Genomic DNA, 17,533 nt, shown 5'->3' with positions numbered 1-17,533 from the left:
CAAAGATTAGAAAGATTAAATGATATTAGAGAAACTATAGTCACTCCTTTAGAGGAGTTTAATAAACAGTGTAAAGGAAAGAAAACTTTAAAGGAATTTGCCATAATTTTATATGAATTTTTAGACTCTAAATTAGATGTTATGAATACAATAGATAAGTATGTTGAGTACTTCGAGGGAAAAGATATGGCTATTGAGGCAAAGGAGTATTCTGAGGTAAGAGATATTTTCATAGATGTTTTAGAACAGGCAGTTGATGTTCTAGGAAATGAAGTTATGGACTTAAATGAATTCATGAAGGTATTAAATATTGGATTATCTCAATATGAAATGGGATTAATTCCTGTAGCTTTAGATCAAGTAAATATAGGAGATATAACTAGAATAAAAAGTAGAGGAGCAAAGGCTTTATACATTATAGGAGTAAATGATGGGGTACTCCCTTCAGCTAGTAAAGAAGAAGGAATATTATCAGATAATGATAGAGAAATTTTACTTGAAAAAGGAATTTTATTAGCTTCAGATACTAGAACTAAAATGTTTGAAGAGCAGTTTTTAGTTTATACAGCCTTTACCATAGCTGAGGAATATTTAGTTGTTACTTACCCATTAGCAGATTTTGAAGGAAAATCTCAAAGATCATCTATTATAGTTCATAGACTTAAAAAGATACTTCCAAATGTAAAGGAAGAAAGTGAAGGCTTTAAGTTAATAAATGATAAATATGAGAAGATTTCTGCTAAGATTCCTACCTTAAATGATCTTATGATAGCAATTAGAAAAAATTATGATGGTGCTAATATAGAGGAGTATTGGAAATATGTTTATGATTGGTATTTAAGAGAACCTAAATGGAAAGAAAGAATAGAGTATGTAAAGAAGGGGCTTGAATACACTAATTTAGAAAATAATATTTCAAAGGAAAAGGCCAAAAAGCTTTATGAAGATAGTAAAAATAAAATTTCATTAAGTGTTTCAAGATTAGAGAGATATGCAAATTGTCCATTTGCTTACTATATACAATATGGATTAAAAGCTAAAGACAGAAAAATATATGAGTTTACAGCACCTGATTTAGGTAGCTTTATGCATGAAATATTAGATGAGTTTACTAATGAAATTAAGGAACAAAATTTAAAATGGAGTGATTTAAGCAAGGAAAATTGCAAAAATATAATAAATTCTTTAGTTGATAATCAAGTTAAAAATAATAAATCATCTATATTAAATAGCTCAAAGAGATATTCTTACTTTACAGATAGATTTAAAAGAATTCTTACAAAATCAGTTATGGTAATTAGTGAACAAATGAAAAGAAGTGATTTTGAAATTTATAAAAATGAATTAGCCTTTGGATTTTCTAAAGATGTTAACTCAATAAAACTAGATCTTCCTTCAGGGGAAAGTTTTTATTTAAATGGAAGAATAGATAGAGTTGATAAATTAAACTTAGATGGTGAAACCTATTTAAGAATTATAGATTATAAAACAGGTTCTAAAAAGTTTGACTTAAATAAATTTTATAATGGACTTCAAATGCAACTTTTAGTTTATTTAGATGCTCTTATAAAAAATTCAGAAAATATAGTTGAAAGTCAAGCTATGCCAGGAGCAATACTTTATTTTAGAATAGATGACCCTATATTAAAATCTAAGGGAGATTTAACAGAAGAAGAAATAAAAGAAGAGATTTTAAAAGAGTTAAAATTAGAAGGTCTTCTACTTGATGATGTAAAAGTTATTAAGGCAATGGATAATACTTTAGAACCAGGAACACATTCTCTTATAATACCTGCAAACATGAAAAAGGCAGGGGATTTAGGAAAAAATAAAGCTTTAATAACCATTGAGCAGTTTGAATTATTAAGAAAGTATGTAAATGAAAAAATGGTTGAGATATGCCAAAACATGATAGAAGGTAAAATTGATATAGAACCATGTAAAGAAAATAAAAATATAGTATGTGATTATTGTAACTATTCGCATATATGCCAGTTTGATTCTAGTTTAGAAGACAATAGATATAAAGTTATTCCTAAGAAAAAAGAAGAAGACATATGGAAGAGTATAAATGAAAAAGTAGGTGGTGAAGTAAATGGGGACTAAATGGACTGAGGAACAAGAATTAGCTATAAATACTAGAAAATGTAACCTTTTAGTGGCAGCAGCGGCTGGATCAGGAAAAACTGCTGTATTAGTTGAAAGAATTATAAAAATGATAACAGAGGGTAAAAATCCTGTTGATATAGATAAATTACTAGTTGTTACATTTACTAATGCTGCTGCTTCTGAAATGAGAGAGAGAATAGGAGATGCAATCTCTAAAGCTTTAGAGAAAGATCCTAGTTCTGAAGTGCTTCAAAGACAATTAGCTCTTTTAAATAGAGCTAGTATAACTACTATGCATTCTTTTTGTTTAGAAGTTATAAAAAATAATTTCCACTTAATAGACTTAGATCCTGGTTTTAGAATAGGAGATCAAACGGAATGTGAACTTATAAAGCAAGATATTTTAGCAGATCTTTTTGAGGATATGTATGCTAAAGATGACGAATGTTTTAAAGATTTAGTTGAAGCTTATGGTGGAAGTAAAAGTGATGATAATTTAAATAGAATAATATTAAAATTCTATAATTTTATAATGAGTGGTCCTTGGCCAGAAGCTTGGCTAAATGATAAGGTAGAGGAATTTAATATAAATTCTATAGAGGAACTTGAAGGCAAAAAGTGGATAGGTGTCTTAAAGGAAAGTATAATTTTAGATTTAAATAATGCTCATTCAATGCTTGCTCAAGCTAGAGATATAGCTGAAATGGGGGGAGGACTTGAGCCTTATTTAGTTAATATATATCCTGAAATAATTCAGGTTGAAGAGCTTAAAATTGCTTTAGGTGAAGGTATAGTTACATTTTATAATAAGCTTATGGGAGCAAGTTTTGGAAGATTAAAATCGGTTAGAAAAACTAGTGTTGATGATGAAAGTGCATTAGAAAAAACTAAAAGTCTTAGAGATGAGAGTAAAAAAATAATAGAGAATTTAAGGGATAATGTTTTTGAGACTTCTTTAGAAGAAGCTATTTTAGGCATGAAAAAGATGTATCCTTTAATGAAATGTTTAAGCCGTTTAGTGATTGAATTTTCTGATAGGTATAGGGATAAAAAAAGAGAAAAAGATATTTTAGATTTTAATGACTTGGAACATCTTTGCTTAGAAATATTAATAGATAAAGATGAAGAAGGAAACATAAAACCTTCACAGGTTGCTTTAGAATTTAAGGATAAATTTGAAGAAGTTTTAGTTGATGAATATCAGGATAGTAATACAATTCAAGAAACTATTGTAGGAATGGTGTCAAGAAGAGATGGAGAAAATCATAATGTCTTTATGGTTGGAGATGTTAAACAAAGTATATATAAGTTTAGACAGGCAAATCCAGAACTGTTCTTAGAGAAATACATTAATTATAGTGAATTTGAAAATTCAAATAGAAAAATAATGCTCTATAAAAACTTTAGAAGTAGGGATGAAATAATAAATGGAGTAAACTATATCTTTAAAACATTAATGAGTAATACTGTTGGAGAGCTTGAATATGATGAAAAAGAGGCTTTAAACTTAGGGGCTACTTATTATGAGTTGAAGGAAGAAAATGTAGAAAAAGAGTATATAGATGAAATAGAAAATCTAAAAGTTGCTGGTGACATAGAGATAAATATATTAAATAAAGCAGGTAATAAGGATTATAGCAATAATGATGAACTAGGAGAAGAGGAAGAAGATTTAGATAGTATACAATTAGAAGCTAGAATAATTGGTAAAAAAATTAATGAGCTAATGAATCCTGAAGATGGAAGTCACTATATGGTTTTTGATAAGGATTTAGGTAAATATAGAAAGATTAAATATAAGGATATTGTTATTTTACTTAGAGCAACTAAGAATTGGTCAGAAACCTTTGTTGATGAACTTGGAACTTATGGAATACCTGTTTATGCTGATACAGGGACAGGATATTTTCAAACTATTGAAATTAGAACTATATTATCCTTATTACACATAATAGATAATCCAATGCAGGATATTTATATATTATCTGCATTACGTTCGCCAATATTTTCATTTACATCTGAAGAATTTGCAGATTTAAGATTATTAAACAGAGATAAATACTTCTTTGAAATAATTAAGGAAGTTGTGTGTGGAACTTATGATGAAATTATATCTAATGATTTAAAAGATAAGTGTAAGTACTTTTTAGGCTATTTAAATAAGTGGAGAGAAAAAGCTGCCTATATGCCAATAGATGAATTTATTTGGTTTTTATATTCTGATACATCATATTATGGATATGTTGGAACAATGCCAAATGGAGTTCAAAGACAAGCAAATTTAAGAATATTATTTCAAAGGGCAAAGCAATATGAATCAACTAGTTTTAAAGGGTTATTTAATTTTATAAACTTCATAAATAAGCTTAAAAAGTCTTCTGGTGATATGGGAAGTGCAAAGATTCTTGGAGAAAATGAGAATGTTGTAAGAATAATGAGTATTCATAAGAGTAAGGGGCTAGAATTTCCAGTTGTCATATTAGGTGGAACAGGAAAGCAATTTAATAAGATGGACTTAAGAGAAGATATACTTCTTCACGAAACTTTAGGTATAGGAACAAATTGCATAGATGTTAAGAAGAGAATAAAGTATGACACTCTTCAAAAGCATGCTATAAAGAAAAAATGTGAATTAGAAGTTCTATCAGAAGAAATGAGAATATTATATGTTGCCTTCACAAGAGCTAAGGAAAAATTAATTATAACTGGTGCTGTATCAGATTTAGAAAAGTCTTGTGAAAATTGGTGTAAGGCTTCGGCTTCTTCAGAGGATAATAGAATAAATCCTGTAAATGTTTTGAAAGGGAAGAGTTATTTAGATTGGATTTGTATGGCTTTAACAAAACACAAAGATGGAGATGCTATAAGAAGTATTGGTAATGGTGATATAACTTTAAATTTAGATGATAAATCTAATTGGAGTTTTAAAAGCTTAGAGAGAAGTGAGCTTTTAGAAATAAATAATAATAAAAAAGAAAAAAATAATATTGATATTTTTGAGAGTAATAATTGGATTGAGTCTAAAAAAGATATAAAAGAAGTTATAGAAATAAGAAATAGATTAGGTTTTAAATATAAATATATAGAGTCTTGTAATACTCCTTCAAATATTTCTGTAACTGAATTAAAGAGGGACAATCAAGAAGAAGAGTTTATAAAAGAAAGTTATAATATTATTGATAGTGAAGTTAATGAAGAAAATAAAAAAGAAAAAATAAAAAGAAAACCAAGATTTATTGAGGAAAGACAGGAAGAGTTTTCAGCAGCTAAGAAGGGAACTATAACTCATTTTGTAATGCAACATATTGATTTAGATAAGGTAACTTATATAGATGAAATAAAAGAGGAAGTTTTGCAAATGGTTAAGAAAGAACTTTTAACAGAAGAAGAAGGAAAAGTGGTAAATGTATTTAAAATACAAAAATTCTTTAAAAGTGATTTAGGACAAAGAATGTTAAACTCATATAAATCTGGTAAAAAGGTATATAGAGAATTACCATTTATAACTTATGTTCCAAGCAGTATTATAGAAAAAAATCTTGATCCTAAAATATATGGAGAGGAAAAAATTAGATTACAAGGTATTATAGACGCCTTCTTTGAGGAAGATGATGGATATGTTCTTTTAGATTATAAAACTGATTATGTCAAAGATGGAGAGGAAGAAGACTTCATAAATAAATATAAAGTTCAAATTAACTTATATAAAGAAACATTGAATAAAATTTTAGGGGAAGAAGTTAAGGAAGCGTATCTGTATTCCTTCTATCTTGAAAAAGAATTAAAAATAAGCAAGGAATAATTTCCTTGCTTATTTTCTATGTTTAGAGTAGCTAAGTTTAATTATATGAATAAAATTGCTTACTAAGATTTAGTAAGTCTTCTTTAGTATTTAGCTCTGGTGTTTGCATTACATTTTCAAGAAGAAAATTTAATATAACACCTATATTTTTTCCAGGTTTATAATTAAGTTCATTAATTAAATCATTTCCTGTTATGGCTAAATCTTTAATAAATATAGGTTCTTTTGAAACTAATATATCAGAAACCCTATTTTTTAATATATCTATATACTCAGTATCATATTCATCCATGTAAGATAAATATGATTTTTGTAAATTTAACAAATCAAATATATTTTCAGTTCCAACTGAGTTTATAAGTAGTTTTAGTTTTTTTCTTGTCATATTATATGAAATATTATTTAAATTTTTTACTAAGTTACAAGTATCATTGATTGTATTATTATCATATTTAAGTTTCTTTAATATGGTTCTACACTTTTCAACTGCATTTTGAGAATTATAAACTTTATAGAATAATCCTGCTAATCTTACATGAAGTTTTTTAGGAAGAGAATTTATTAATCTATAAGTATCATGAATATCATCATATACATCATAGCAATTTATTAGTTTTAAATTATTAAATTCCTTAATTAAAAAATCAGAAAATCCAAGTTTTCTAAGAAGCATAAGACCTTTATCAGGATCATTGCTTAAAATGATTTTAGTAAATTCACTTTGAATTCTTTCCATGCTTATATTTTTTATTAATTTAAAATTCTTTTTTATAGATTCAGCAGTTAATTTTTCTATTTTAAAGTTTAATTGACAGCTAAATCTAATTGCTCTAAGCATTCTTAAGGCGTCTTCAGAAAAACGTTTATCAGGATTTCCAACGCATCTTATTAATTTGTTTTTAAGATCATCTTTTCCATTAAAATAATCCTTAAATCCTAAATAAGGGCTATATGCCATTGCGTTTATAGTAAAATCTCTTCTTGACAAATCTTCTTCTATGTTAGAAACGAACTTTACGTTTTTGGGCTTTCTATTATTTAAATATTCTCCATCTACTCTATAAGTAGTTACTTCATAAGGATTTTTGTCAATTAAAACTGTTACTGTTCCATGCTTAATACCAGTTGGAATAGTTTTATCAAAAAGATCTTCTATTTTTTCAGGGAATGCATTGGTTGTAATATCATAATCTTGAGGTTTTTTATTTAATAAATAATCTCTTACACAACCACCAACTATAAAGGCTTCAAAACCATTAGAGTTAAATTTCTCTAAAATATATTGGACATTGTTAGGTAATTTCATTAATCTTTCACCTCCTATTAGTTATTTTATCAATTAATATAAATTTTAGCTATAAATAGAGTAGTTATTTGTTTACAAAAAATAATAATATGCAATAATTAAAATAGAGATTAAAGTGAAAGAAAGGATAGACTTATGGAAATACCGATAAAAAAAATAGGTGAATTCGTTAAAGGAGAAAGAGTCGAAGGTTTTTTTCTTTTAAAATCAGTTACTTTAAAAACTACTAATTCTGGTGGAAAAAAATATTTAGATTTAGTTTTAAGTGATAAAACTGGTGATATATTAGGCAAGGTATGGGAGATTAAACCTGAGCATGAAGAGTTAAAAGCTAATACAGTATTTAAGATTAGAGGTACGGTAAATAGTTGGCAAGGAACTTTACAGTTAAAGGTAGAACATTCTAGTAAAGTTACTGAAGAAGATGATATAAACTTAGATGATTTTGTTCAAAGTGCGCCATATACTAGTGATGAAATGTTTAAGAATATAAAAGATACTGTTAATAATATTAAGGATGTGGATATAAAAAATATTCTAAATAGAGTTTTAGAAATTAATAAGGATAAACTTATGTACTATCCAGCAGCTAAATCAAATCATCATTCTATAAAGGGAGGCCTTTTATATCATATAACAACTATGTTAAAGTTAGCTGAAAATATTTGTCCAATATATGATTTCTTAAACAAAGATTTGGTTTATTCAGGAGTAATACTTCATGATATAGCTAAAATCAAAGAGATGTCTTCTAATGAAATGGGTATAGTAGATGAATATACTTTAGAGGGAACTTTGCTTGGACATATTACTCAAGGAATAAAGGAAATTGAAGTAATAGGAAAAGAAGTTAATGCAGATAGTAAAATTATAATGTTGCTTCAACATATGGTCTTATCACATCACTATGAACCTGAATATGGAAGTCCTGTTAAACCTCTTATACCAGAAGCTGAAATGTTACATTATTTAGATGTAATGGATGCTAGAATGTACGATATGAAAAAAGCAATTAAGGAAACTAAGGAAAATGAATTTTCAGAAAGAATTTGGTCTTTAGATAGTAGAAGAATATACAATCATGGAATGTATGAAAAAAATAATTAAAAACAGCTCAAAGTGAGCTGTTTTTTTATTTTAGTATATTATTATCTTTGAGCCATTTTTTACATTGTCATATAACCATTTAGAATCTTCAACGGCTAATCTTATGCAACCATGAGAAGCTGGTACACCTAGTGTTGGATCAGATATGGTAGTCTTATCAGAATCAAATGGGATTGAGTGGAATAAATAGTTTCCCATAAATTGAACATAGTATTTACCTCCCTGTGCATATTTAGGTGAAAAAAACCAAGGAGCTCTATTTTGTACAGTAAATACTCCTACAGGAGTTTCTTTTCCTTCAATACCTGTTGAACATGTAAAGGTCTTAGCTAAAGTCCAATTATTTTTTGAACCTTCATAGACATAAGTTTTTTGTTCAGCTATATTTACAAAAACTAAATAATTAGTATTACTAGTTATATCAAATTGATTTATTGTATCTTTATTTAATTTTTTATAGTATTCCATAACAGGAGCTGTTCTAGCTGTGCCTTTATCTATATTCTCTTGACTATAATTTTCAAGATATTCTAATCTAAGCTTCTCTAATTCATTTCTTTTTTCTTGTAACTTTGAATCTTCAGGGAGAGAATTGATTTGAGAATCTAAATATTTTATTCCATTTGAATATTTTTTATTGGAGATATATTCATCTACAGTTTTTAAAATAGGTTCTCTTATTTTATTTAAGCAAGTTTCTTCGTATTCTAGTGCTTGATCTTTATAATCTGAAAGATTATGTACACTTTTAAAATAATTTAAAGCTTCTAAATAATTTGATTCATCTAGTTTGGAAACTCCAACATCAAAAGATTCTTTTGAATCTTTTACTAGAGGAATTTTATTTTTTAAATTTAAAATTTCATCATTAGATACATTTAAAGATAATAGTCCATTTAATCCTTCTACAGTTTCTTCTTCAGATACATTTCCATAATAATAATTATTTTCTATTTCTGATAGTTTTTCTGTAATTATACTTTCTGATGATTTAAGAAAAGTTTTTCTAAATATAATATTATTTGTCCCCTTATTAAAATAATCAGAGGCGTCTTTATAATTATTTAATGATAAATACTCTTTAAATTTATTTAAGTTATTTGAGTATGAAAATATGAAGTATGAAACAATTATAATTAATAATATTGATATTGCTGAAGAGATTGAAATTAAAAGTTTTTTATTTTTCATCTTTTACCTCTATTTAAATTTATTATTTTACTTTAATTATGGACAATAATACTAATATTAATCATTATAGGATATTTTTGTTTATTAATAAATGACAACTATTGTATTTTTTTTATGAAACGGTCATAATATTAGTATAAAGAAATGGTTTTAACAAAATATTAACAGTTTTTATATAAGGTGGTGTTGAGAATGAAGAAGGTTCATGAAAGATTTTTAGAATATGTAAAAGTAGATACTAAATCAGATGAGACAACAAGGACTACTCCTAGTACAAAGGGGCAATTAGAGTTAGGAAAAATACTTGCAGAAGAATTAAAGGAAATTGGAGTAGATGAAGTAAGAATAAGTGAAGAAGGATATGTATATGCTTATTTAAAGAGCAATTGTGATAAGAATATTCCGAAAATAGGATTTATTTCACATATGGATACTGCACCAGATATGAGTGGAAAAAATGTTAATCCTAAAATTGTTGAAAATTATGATGGTAAGGATATTTATCTTGGAAATGGATATACATTATCACCAAGCTTTTCACCAGAACTTCCAATGTATAAAGGTCAAACTTTAATAACTACTGATGGAACTACTCTTTTAGGTGCTGATGATAAAGCAGGAGTAGCAGAAATAGTAACAGCTATTGAATATTTAATAAATCATCCAGAAATAAAACATGGTGATATTAAAATAGGATTTACTCCAGATGAAGAAATTGGAGAAGGAGCAGATCATTTTGATGTTAAAGGCTTTGGAGCAGATTTTGCTTACACATTAGATGGCGGAAGAATAGGTGAATTAGAATATGAAAACTTTAATGCTGCAAGTGCTAAGATTGAAATAATAGGTAAAAATGTTCACCCAGGAAGTGCTAAAGGAAAAATGATTAACTCTATTTTAGTTGCTCATGAATTTATTTCTATGCTTCCTTTAGATGAAGTTCCAGAAAAAACAGAAGGATATGAAGGTTTCTCATTCCTATTAGATATAGAAGGGGAAGTAGAAAAAACTTCATTATCATTTATAATAAGAGATTTTGATAAAGAAGGCTTTAAAAATAGAAAAGAAAGATTTAATGAAATAGCTAATGAATTAAATAAAAAGTATGGAGAAGGTACTGTTACAGTAAATTTAAAAGATCAATATATGAATATGAAAGAAATGATAGAACCTAGAATGCATATTGTTGAAACTGCTGAAAAGGCAATGAAACAATGTGGAATTGAGCCAATCAAAAATCCTATAAGAGGAGGAACTGATGGAGCAAGATTATCATTTATGGGATTACCAACTCCAAATCTATTCACTGGTGGAGAAAATTTCCATGGAAGATATGAATATATATCAATAAATTCAATGGAAAAGGCTGTTGAAGTAATACTAAATATAATAAAAATTTATGCAGAAAAATAACATTAAATAAAATAACCCTATAAATATATTTTGATTAACTATCTAAATATATTTATAGGGTTTAATTTTTTATTAATTTATAATAATTAACTTACTTTATTAAGGTTCTTTTGTATCTCCCAAAAAGAATAAAGCAAGTGTTCCTATACCTGTATGAGAACCTATAACTATTCCTATATAATCTATAACTATATTTTTTACATTATATTTTTCTTTAATCATTTCTGCTAAAGTCTCTGCATCTTCAACACAATCACTATGAGCAATAAAAATTGTTTGCTCTTCGGGATTTACAATATGTTTTTCAAGCTCTTGGAATAATATTTTTAAAGATTTTTTTCTTCCTTTAGCCTTAGCAAAATTATGAAGTTCTCCTGCATCATTTACATATAGCATTGGCTTTATACTTAATAAGCTACCAATAGCTGCTGCTGTAGATGAAATTCTTCCACCTCTTTTTAAATGATCTAAGCTATCTACTGTAAAGTAATGGCATAATTTATTTTTGTTTTCTTCTACCCAAGAGTAGATTTCATCTATAGACTTTCCATCCTTTTTCATTTGAGCAGCATAATAAACTATTAATCCTTGACCTAAGCAAGCGGCTTTAGTATCAACTATTTTTATATCAGCATCAGGATATTTTTCTAATAATTCCTCTCTAGCAATAAGTGAACTATTATATGTTCCACTTAGAGCTGATGAAAATGCTAAATATAAAATAGATACTCCTTCCTTAACATATTCTTCAAAGGCTTCAACAAATCTAAATGAGTTTATTTGACTTGTTGATGGCATTATACCTTCTCTTAATTTATTATAGAAAGCTTTTGGAGTTAATTCACTATTAATATTGTCAATGTATTCTGTATTATTAATATTACATATAAGTCCTAAATAATTAATATCTAAATCTTTTACCATACCTTTTGGCAAATCAGCTGCCGAATCAGTAAATATAACAAATTTTTTCAAAATAAATTTTCCTCCTTTTCTTAATAGAGTTATTCTAAATAAGTATAATATTTAATGTAAAAAATATCTAGAGTATATAATATAAGAAAGAGCCATAAATAGTATATTTAATAATAATTTAAGTTTTGGAAAGAATATGTAATATCTTGATTTATTAATGAATATATGATATTATAAGTCTGTTAATATGCGGTGGTAGCTCAGCTGGATAGAGTAGTCGGCTACGAACCGATTGGTCGGGGGTTCGAATCCTCTTCGCCGCACCAATTTCAAGGGTTACAAGGTTTTTGTAGCCCTTATTTTTTTAGAAATTGTGCAATAGGTGTGCAATAGAAATTAAAAATATAATTTTCATCATAAATTAAATAAGAAATTAAGCTTATCTATAGCATTATCTTTTGTATCTTTCATAGCATGAGTATATATATATTTAGAGTAGTTGATATATTACTATGACCTAAAAGGGATTGAACTGTTTTAGGAGGTATTCCATTTTCAAATAATCTAGTAGCAAAGGTATGCCTTAAGTCATGGAATCTAAAATCATTTAAGTTACATTTCTTCAATACTCTTTTAAAAGTTTTTCTTGCATTACTTTCACTTAAATAGTTTCCTTGTGGTGTTGAGAATACTAAATTATTATCAAAATAAATATCAATATTAGAATCTCAAGGTAAGGATAAATACGGTGAAACATATAAGTTTTATTTATGTGAGAGATATATGGATAAAGAAACTGGTAAGGTAAAAATTAGTGATAAATATATAATAACACTACAGTATATTGATTTTACTGAAATAAAGGTTAGTATCATATCAAAACATATAAAGAGAGTTTTAGCTGAAAGAGAAATAGTTAGTGAGTTAGAAGAGGATTTAATATATGACAAGTATTTAGATATTAGAGAGGAAATTTTAGAGCGTGAGAGGGTTAAGAAGGAAGAGGATAGTAAAAGACAACAGGAAGAATACAATCAATATAAAGAGTATTATAAATCATATTCTAGTGGTTTTAGTAGTGATACAAGTTCTATAAATTTTAATGACACTACAAAAGAAGTAGCAAAAGAATTTATAAAGTTAGGGTATAGAGCTATGGCAAAGAAATATCACCCCGATATAACTAAGGATAATGGAGAGAAGATGAAGTCTATTAATGAGATAAAGGATAAGCTAGAGAGTATATTTTAATAAAGTATTGAGTATATAATGTTTTTAGTTTTAAATTTATATACTGTAATTTTTGTTTATTGGTAATGAAAGTATTCTAGTATTAGCTATTTTATATTTAAATTGTATTAGAATATACATTGTCAAACATCTTAAAAGAGTAAGTATGTATTTAATAGATATGTATTTACTCTTTTTTTATTTAGTAATTAATTTAACATATTGAGGTAATGTTAAGTTTAAGTTTTTAATATACTTTAATTTAGCATTAATACAATAGTTTGATATGTTTTTGGAAAGTTAACAGTTTGTGTATTATGTTAAGTATTAGTCTTAGAATAAAGGGGAATAGAAAGGCTAATAAAAAGCCTATAAACTATATAAAAATAGGTCTTAAATTTAGATTATTTATAGAGTAAATAGAGTAGAAAGATTAAAGAATAGACCTAGAATATTAGTGATATAGAGAATTTAAAATTAATATTAAAGTAAGGCATGAAGAGGGTTAAGGGTAGGGACGTATTAAAAAGTTTTTGGTGATAAGAAAAAGGTCACAGTATCTATGTCAAAAAAATTTTTTTCGGTTTATGAAGTAAGAGGGGATATATTTTGATTTGTTTAATTTTGTAAATGTTTTATAGGTTTATAGTAATTAGTGGTAAATATTGATATCATTAAAACTATAAAATTTTATATAAATCATATAATTTAGAGGTGAAATATGATAAGGGATTTAAGGGGATTTTTTACTAAAAATGTTACTATAGATAATAAGCCTTTTGGAGAAGAAGAAATACTATTATGGAGTATAGATGATTTTGTAAAAGAGATAATAAACAAACCTAATACATTATTTAAATACTTTCCAAACATAGAAATAGAAACTGAAAAAGAAAAAATTAATTATTCAAAAATAGCTATTAGAGATAATACAGTTTATTTAAATGAACCAAATAATTTTAATGATCCTTATGATTGTAATTTAGTTGATAAAACAAATTTTAAAAGGCATAGAGTAGGATTTTATTTAAAATGTTTAAAGTTGAAGTTGGATATAGAGCAATTTAATATAAATGACTTGATAGATACACTAAGCAATGCAATTTATGAAAAAAGTAAAAGTGAAAATAAGATATTTGAATTTGAAGATAAGTCGAATGAATATATATACCTTCAATTAAAAATATTTGAAACTAAATTAAATTGTTATTTGAATGAATATAAAGATTGGAGAAAAGCGATAAATAGAATTTTAGATGAGGAATATCAGAAATTTTTGATTTGTTCTTTTACAAAAAGTAATAATAATTTATTGATGTGGGCACATTATGCTAATAATCATAAAGGATTTTGTGTTGAGTATGATCTATCATATAAAAAAGAATTTGAAAGTATTGAAAAGTTAATATTTCCAGTTATTTATTCTATAAATAGAAAAGATATATTTAAAAACGTGATTTCATATTATGAAAACTTGAAACCAGAAGGTATTTGGACAGTATATAGAGATGGTATATTAAGAAAGAGTTATCATTGGATGTATGAAAATGAATGGAGATTAATTATAAATGGAGAATATGGTAAGAGTATAAAATTTTATCCTATTAAATCAATATATTTTGGATGCAAAATGAATGATTTTGATAAAAAGGATATTTATGAAAATTTGAAAGGTAGAAATATAGAATTTTATCAAGCTATGATAGAAAATGATAAGTATGATATTAAATTTGAAAAATTTAAGGTATAAGAAAAATAATAAAATTTATTTATTAAAAAGTTAAAAAAAATGATATAATAAGATTAAGAAAAAGAATATTCTAAGTACCCTACCTAAAAGGTGGAAGGCGTGTTATATAGCCACGGGAAACAATTAATCAGTTATAAATACTGGTGTTGTTCTCGTGGCTTTTTTGTTGCTTAAAAATAGAAAGGAGAATTGAGAGTGAATGAAAAGGCAAGAGAAGAAAGAAACGCATATATGAGAGCATGGCGTAAAAAGAACAAAGATAGAGTAAAGAAGTATAACTCTAGTTACTGGGAGCGTAAAAGTAAGAGAGAAGAGGAACAATCAATATAATACCTCTTCAATATAGATTTGATTATAAGTTACTTAAAAAGCCTTACTATTTAGTAGTTTTCACATATATATAAGGAGTGGTTAAGTTGTGTATGTAGATGAGTGTCTTAGGCTAGATGTAGACGACATTTTAAGTCTTAATGGTAATAAGTTTAGGTTTAAATCAAGTGTCTTAAAAGGAAGTATTTTAACCATAAAAGACAATGGGATATGTATAGGTAATACCTTTATAAGAATAGAGAGATATAAAAATAACTTTGGAGAGAAACATTTATTTTTATGTCCATATTGTTTAAGTCCTAGAAAACATATTTACTTAGTAAAAGGTAATTGGAAATGTAGAGAGTGTGGATCATTGAGATACAGAACAACTAATACATATAGAAGAGGTATGGAATATTGTGATTTAAAGATAAATAAGATACTGGATAAGTTAGAGTTAGAGCATGATATTAAGTACTATACTGGAGCATTACCAAAGAGTGATTTAAAACCTAAAGGCATGAGGTGAACTACATACAATAAATTAATTAGCTCACTTATATACTGGCAGAATGAAAGAGAAAATAGATGGCTTAGATTAGCTTATAAATATATAAATAGTTTTTTAGTTCGATATTTTATTAAATGGTATGCACACAAAATTTAAAAAAAGTATGCACACTTTGAATGTAGTACAACAATAAATTTTAATGGAGTACTACATTGAAATTGGACAGAGTACTCCATTAAAACGTTCCGTAAAAAGGAGCGTTCCAATGGTAACGAAAAGGAACGTTTAACGAACGTTTAAGTCAACGTTTGAGCCTTGTAATACCTTGTATAAATTCAATGCAACGTTGCACCCTTTTAAGTGTTGCTAAATGTTGTTTAAATTATAGAAATACTAATTTTAATGTAACGGAGTACTTGCATAAAAAGGCTTGTTATTTAGGAGGTTTTAATATAAAAGAATGAGGATAGATATTAGTTTAATAAAAGAAGATAAGCCAGTTAAGATTATCTTATTAATGGGCATAGGCATATAAATTTAGCGTTCTTTTACAAAACAAATAAAAAGACTAATAAAAGTTATATTGAAGTTAAGAATCTATATTACACATACAGCGGTGCTAATTATATTGATAAGTCAATTATAGAAGTTGAGTATCAGAAAACTGGCTTTGGATATAGAAAGTTCTTTAAATGTCCTCATTGTAGTAGGAAAAGAAAGTATTTATATCCAGTAGGAATTGGATTATTTGCTTGTAGAGATTGTATAGAACGTAATGTATATGAGTATAGAAGTAATATCTATGATGAAAATATAGAGAATGTAATCAAGTATAAAATATCTGTATTACTTAATAGGTTAGAAGCGGATTTAAGAAGAATTACAGTATTTAATTTATTAATTAGTATTCCTGATAAACCTAAATATATTAGGTGGAGTAAATATGAGCTTATATGTAAGTAAATACACTTTCTAAATTATATACCATGAGCTTATAAATGGAAGAATGAAAAGATTTAAAGCAAGAGAATTAAAAGATATGTTAAATAAAACTAATGTTAAATTTGTATATGACAGAATAATATATCCTAGTTATAACTTAAGTGAAGAGGGTGAGATTAATGACTAATGAGGAACTTGTTGTATTATATCAGCAAGGAGATAAAAAGGCTTTAGATGAGCTTTTAGAAAATAATGATAAGTTAATATACAAGATAGCCAGTAAATTCTATTCAGATAAAACTAGTTCTATTGAGTTTGATGATTTGCTCCAGGAGGGAAGAATAGGATTTATATTAGCTTGTAGTAAATATGATATTGGGTATATTAAAAGAACTAAGTTTATTACATATGCTTTTTATTGGATATATCAAAAGATTCATAGATTCATTACTACATATAACACTAATGAGGAAATAAGTCTTAATACACCAGTAAATGAAGAGAATAAAGATGAACTAATAAATAGTATAGAGAGCCATAGTGATGAGATAAAGGATAGATAAGAGGAATTATATCTAAGTGAATTAAGGCTTGAATTAGAGGTAGTTATGGACAAGTATAATACTCTTAATGAAAGAGAAATATTAAAACTATACTATGGTTGGGATACTGAAGAGTTAAGTATGGAACAAATATCTGATATATTTGAAACCTCTTCAAGTGATATAAAAAATACAAAGGCAAGAGCTATAAGAAAGTTAAGAGGTAGTCAATGGTTTAGAATCAAATATCAAAGAAGATATTCAGAAGATATAAGCTTTATGAGAGTATTAAGAAATTTAGATTATGGTATAAGTATTTAGTAATTAACAGGAGTATGTATTATGAGTGATGAATTAAGAAATGAGATGTTAAAAAGAGCCGAGCAAATGGGATTAAGTAAAA

At 26.5% G+C, this 17,533-nt stretch carries 15 protein-coding genes and 1 tRNA gene; 12 read left to right on the top strand and 4 right to left on the bottom strand.

Translation table 11 applies throughout. The annotated features are described in order from the left end of the window. On the top strand, nucleotides 1–2,106 hold a 2,106-nt coding region (addB, locus tag Q1J60_RS06955), incomplete at its 5' end, for a helicase-exonuclease AddAB subunit AddB (RefSeq protein ID WP_300260037.1). Continuing rightward, nucleotides 2,096–5,911, top strand: coding sequence for a helicase-exonuclease AddAB subunit AddA (addA, locus tag Q1J60_RS06950; RefSeq protein ID WP_300260034.1), 3,816 nt, complete (start codon nucleotides 2,096–2,098; stop codon nucleotides 5,909–5,911). The genes addB and addA, both read left to right, overlap by 11 nt. A gap of 37 nt (nucleotides 5,912–5,948) precedes the next feature. Here addA and Q1J60_RS06945 read toward each other — a convergent pair whose 3' ends face one another. Beyond that, nucleotides 5,949–7,217 carry a CCA tRNA nucleotidyltransferase gene (locus Q1J60_RS06945; RefSeq protein ID WP_300260031.1) on the bottom strand — a complete coding sequence of 423 codons (1,269 nt, stop codon included), beginning with the start codon at nucleotides 7,215–7,217 and terminating at the stop codon, nucleotides 5,949–5,951. Between the two features lie 135 nt (nucleotides 7,218–7,352). Between Q1J60_RS06945 and Q1J60_RS06940 the strand changes: the two genes are divergently transcribed. After that, nucleotides 7,353–8,324 (top strand): 3'-5' exoribonuclease YhaM family protein, encoded by a 972-nt coding sequence (locus Q1J60_RS06940; RefSeq protein WP_300260028.1) that lies wholly within the window; start codon nucleotides 7,353–7,355, stop codon nucleotides 8,322–8,324. Between the two features lie 30 nt (nucleotides 8,325–8,354). On the opposite strand, the gene Q1J60_RS06935 is transcribed toward Q1J60_RS06940, so the two are convergent. Next, entirely contained in the window at nucleotides 8,355–9,515 is a 1,161-nt protein-coding gene (locus Q1J60_RS06935; protein ID WP_300260026.1) for a L,D-transpeptidase, read from the bottom strand. Nucleotides 9,516–9,707: 192 nt separating this feature from the next. Between Q1J60_RS06935 and pepT the strand changes: the two genes are divergently transcribed. Beyond that, on the top strand, nucleotides 9,708–10,928 hold the full coding sequence (gene pepT / locus Q1J60_RS06930) for a peptidase T (RefSeq protein WP_300260023.1): 1,221 nt from the start codon (nucleotides 9,708–9,710) through the stop codon (nucleotides 10,926–10,928). A gap of 99 nt (nucleotides 10,929–11,027) precedes the next feature. Here pepT and Q1J60_RS06925 read toward each other — a convergent pair whose 3' ends face one another. After that, nucleotides 11,028–11,903 (bottom strand): DegV family protein, encoded by an 876-nt coding sequence (locus Q1J60_RS06925; protein ID WP_300260021.1) that lies wholly within the window; start codon nucleotides 11,901–11,903, stop codon nucleotides 11,028–11,030. A gap of 189 nt (nucleotides 11,904–12,092) precedes the next feature. Here Q1J60_RS06925 and Q1J60_RS06920 point away from each other — a divergent pair. Further along, a tRNA-Arg gene (locus tag Q1J60_RS06920) sits at nucleotides 12,093–12,169 on the top strand. A 141-nt stretch (nucleotides 12,170–12,310) separates the two neighbouring features. Here the strand turns inward: Q1J60_RS06920 and Q1J60_RS06915 are convergent. Beyond that, the gene (locus Q1J60_RS06915; RefSeq protein ID WP_300260041.1) at nucleotides 12,311–12,556 is read right to left on the bottom strand and encodes a tyrosine-type recombinase/integrase; all 246 of its coding nucleotides are present in this window, start codon (nucleotides 12,554–12,556) and stop codon (nucleotides 12,311–12,313) included. Between the two features lie 70 nt (nucleotides 12,557–12,626). Here Q1J60_RS06915 and Q1J60_RS06910 point away from each other — a divergent pair, with 70 nt between their 5' ends. From Q1J60_RS06910 to Q1J60_RS06880, 7 genes are all read left to right on the top strand, one after another. After that, the gene (locus Q1J60_RS06910; RefSeq protein WP_300260018.1) at nucleotides 12,627–13,094 is read left to right on the top strand and encodes a molecular chaperone DnaJ; all 468 of its coding nucleotides are present in this window, start codon (nucleotides 12,627–12,629) and stop codon (nucleotides 13,092–13,094) included. A gap of 700 nt (nucleotides 13,095–13,794) precedes the next feature. After that, nucleotides 13,795–14,823, top strand: coding sequence for a DUF2971 domain-containing protein (locus tag Q1J60_RS06905; RefSeq protein ID WP_300260016.1), 1,029 nt, complete (start codon nucleotides 13,795–13,797; stop codon nucleotides 14,821–14,823). Between the two features lie 195 nt (nucleotides 14,824–15,018). After that, entirely contained in the window at nucleotides 15,019–15,153 is a 135-nt protein-coding gene (locus Q1J60_RS06900; protein WP_300260013.1) for a hypothetical protein, read from the top strand. Between the two features lie 88 nt (nucleotides 15,154–15,241). Next, nucleotides 15,242–15,664: a hypothetical protein gene (locus tag Q1J60_RS06895; RefSeq protein ID WP_300260010.1), complete on the top strand. Its 423-nt coding sequence runs from the start codon at nucleotides 15,242–15,244 to the stop codon at nucleotides 15,662–15,664. A 988-nt stretch (nucleotides 15,665–16,652) separates the two neighbouring features. Beyond that, nucleotides 16,653–16,775 carry a hypothetical protein gene (locus tag Q1J60_RS06890; RefSeq protein ID WP_300260007.1) on the top strand — a complete coding sequence of 41 codons (123 nt, stop codon included), beginning with the start codon at nucleotides 16,653–16,655 and terminating at the stop codon, nucleotides 16,773–16,775. Further along, nucleotides 16,768–17,151, top strand: a complete 384-nt coding sequence (locus Q1J60_RS06885) for a sigma-70 family RNA polymerase sigma factor (RefSeq protein ID WP_300260004.1) — start codon at nucleotides 16,768–16,770, stop codon at nucleotides 17,149–17,151. The genes Q1J60_RS06890 and Q1J60_RS06885 overlap by 8 nt, the downstream gene beginning before the upstream one ends. A gap of 45 nt (nucleotides 17,152–17,196) precedes the next feature. After that, nucleotides 17,197–17,451: a sigma factor-like helix-turn-helix DNA-binding protein gene (locus Q1J60_RS06880; RefSeq protein WP_300260001.1), complete on the top strand. Its 255-nt coding sequence runs from the start codon at nucleotides 17,197–17,199 to the stop codon at nucleotides 17,449–17,451. The last annotated feature ends 82 nt before the right edge of the window (nucleotides 17,452–17,533 follow it).

Origin of the sequence: Clostridium sp. (assembly GCF_029258205.1) — a bacterium.
Lineage (GTDB): Bacteria > Bacillota > Clostridia > Clostridiales > Clostridiaceae > Sarcina.
This window is presented reverse-complemented; position numbering and strand designations above follow the sequence as displayed.

Excerpts from the sequence above, each read along its gene's own strand:
- addA (WP_300260034.1), top strand. The coding sequence starts at position 2,096 with ATGGGGACTAAATGGACTGAGGAACAAGAATTAGCTATAAATACTAGA.
- Q1J60_RS06945 (WP_300260031.1), bottom strand. The coding sequence starts at position 7,217 with ATGAAATTACCTAACAATGTCCAATATATTTTAGAGAAATTTAACTCT.
- Q1J60_RS06940 (WP_300260028.1), top strand. The coding sequence starts at position 7,353 with ATGGAAATACCGATAAAAAAAATAGGTGAATTCGTTAAAGGAGAAAGA.
- Q1J60_RS06935 (WP_300260026.1), bottom strand. The coding sequence starts at position 9,515 with ATGAAAAATAAAAAACTTTTAATTTCAATCTCTTCAGCAATATCAATA.
- pepT (WP_300260023.1), top strand. The coding sequence starts at position 9,708 with ATGAAGAAGGTTCATGAAAGATTTTTAGAATATGTAAAAGTAGATACT.
- Q1J60_RS06910 (WP_300260018.1), top strand. The coding sequence starts at position 12,627 with ATGGATAAAGAAACTGGTAAGGTAAAAATTAGTGATAAATATATAATA.
- Q1J60_RS06905 (WP_300260016.1), top strand. The coding sequence starts at position 13,795 with ATGATAAGGGATTTAAGGGGATTTTTTACTAAAAATGTTACTATAGAT.
- Q1J60_RS06890 (WP_300260007.1), top strand. The coding sequence starts at position 16,653 with ATGAAAAGATTTAAAGCAAGAGAATTAAAAGATATGTTAAATAAAACT.
- Q1J60_RS06885 (WP_300260004.1), top strand. The coding sequence starts at position 16,768 with ATGACTAATGAGGAACTTGTTGTATTATATCAGCAAGGAGATAAAAAG.
- Q1J60_RS06880 (WP_300260001.1), top strand. The coding sequence starts at position 17,197 with ATGGACAAGTATAATACTCTTAATGAAAGAGAAATATTAAAACTATAC.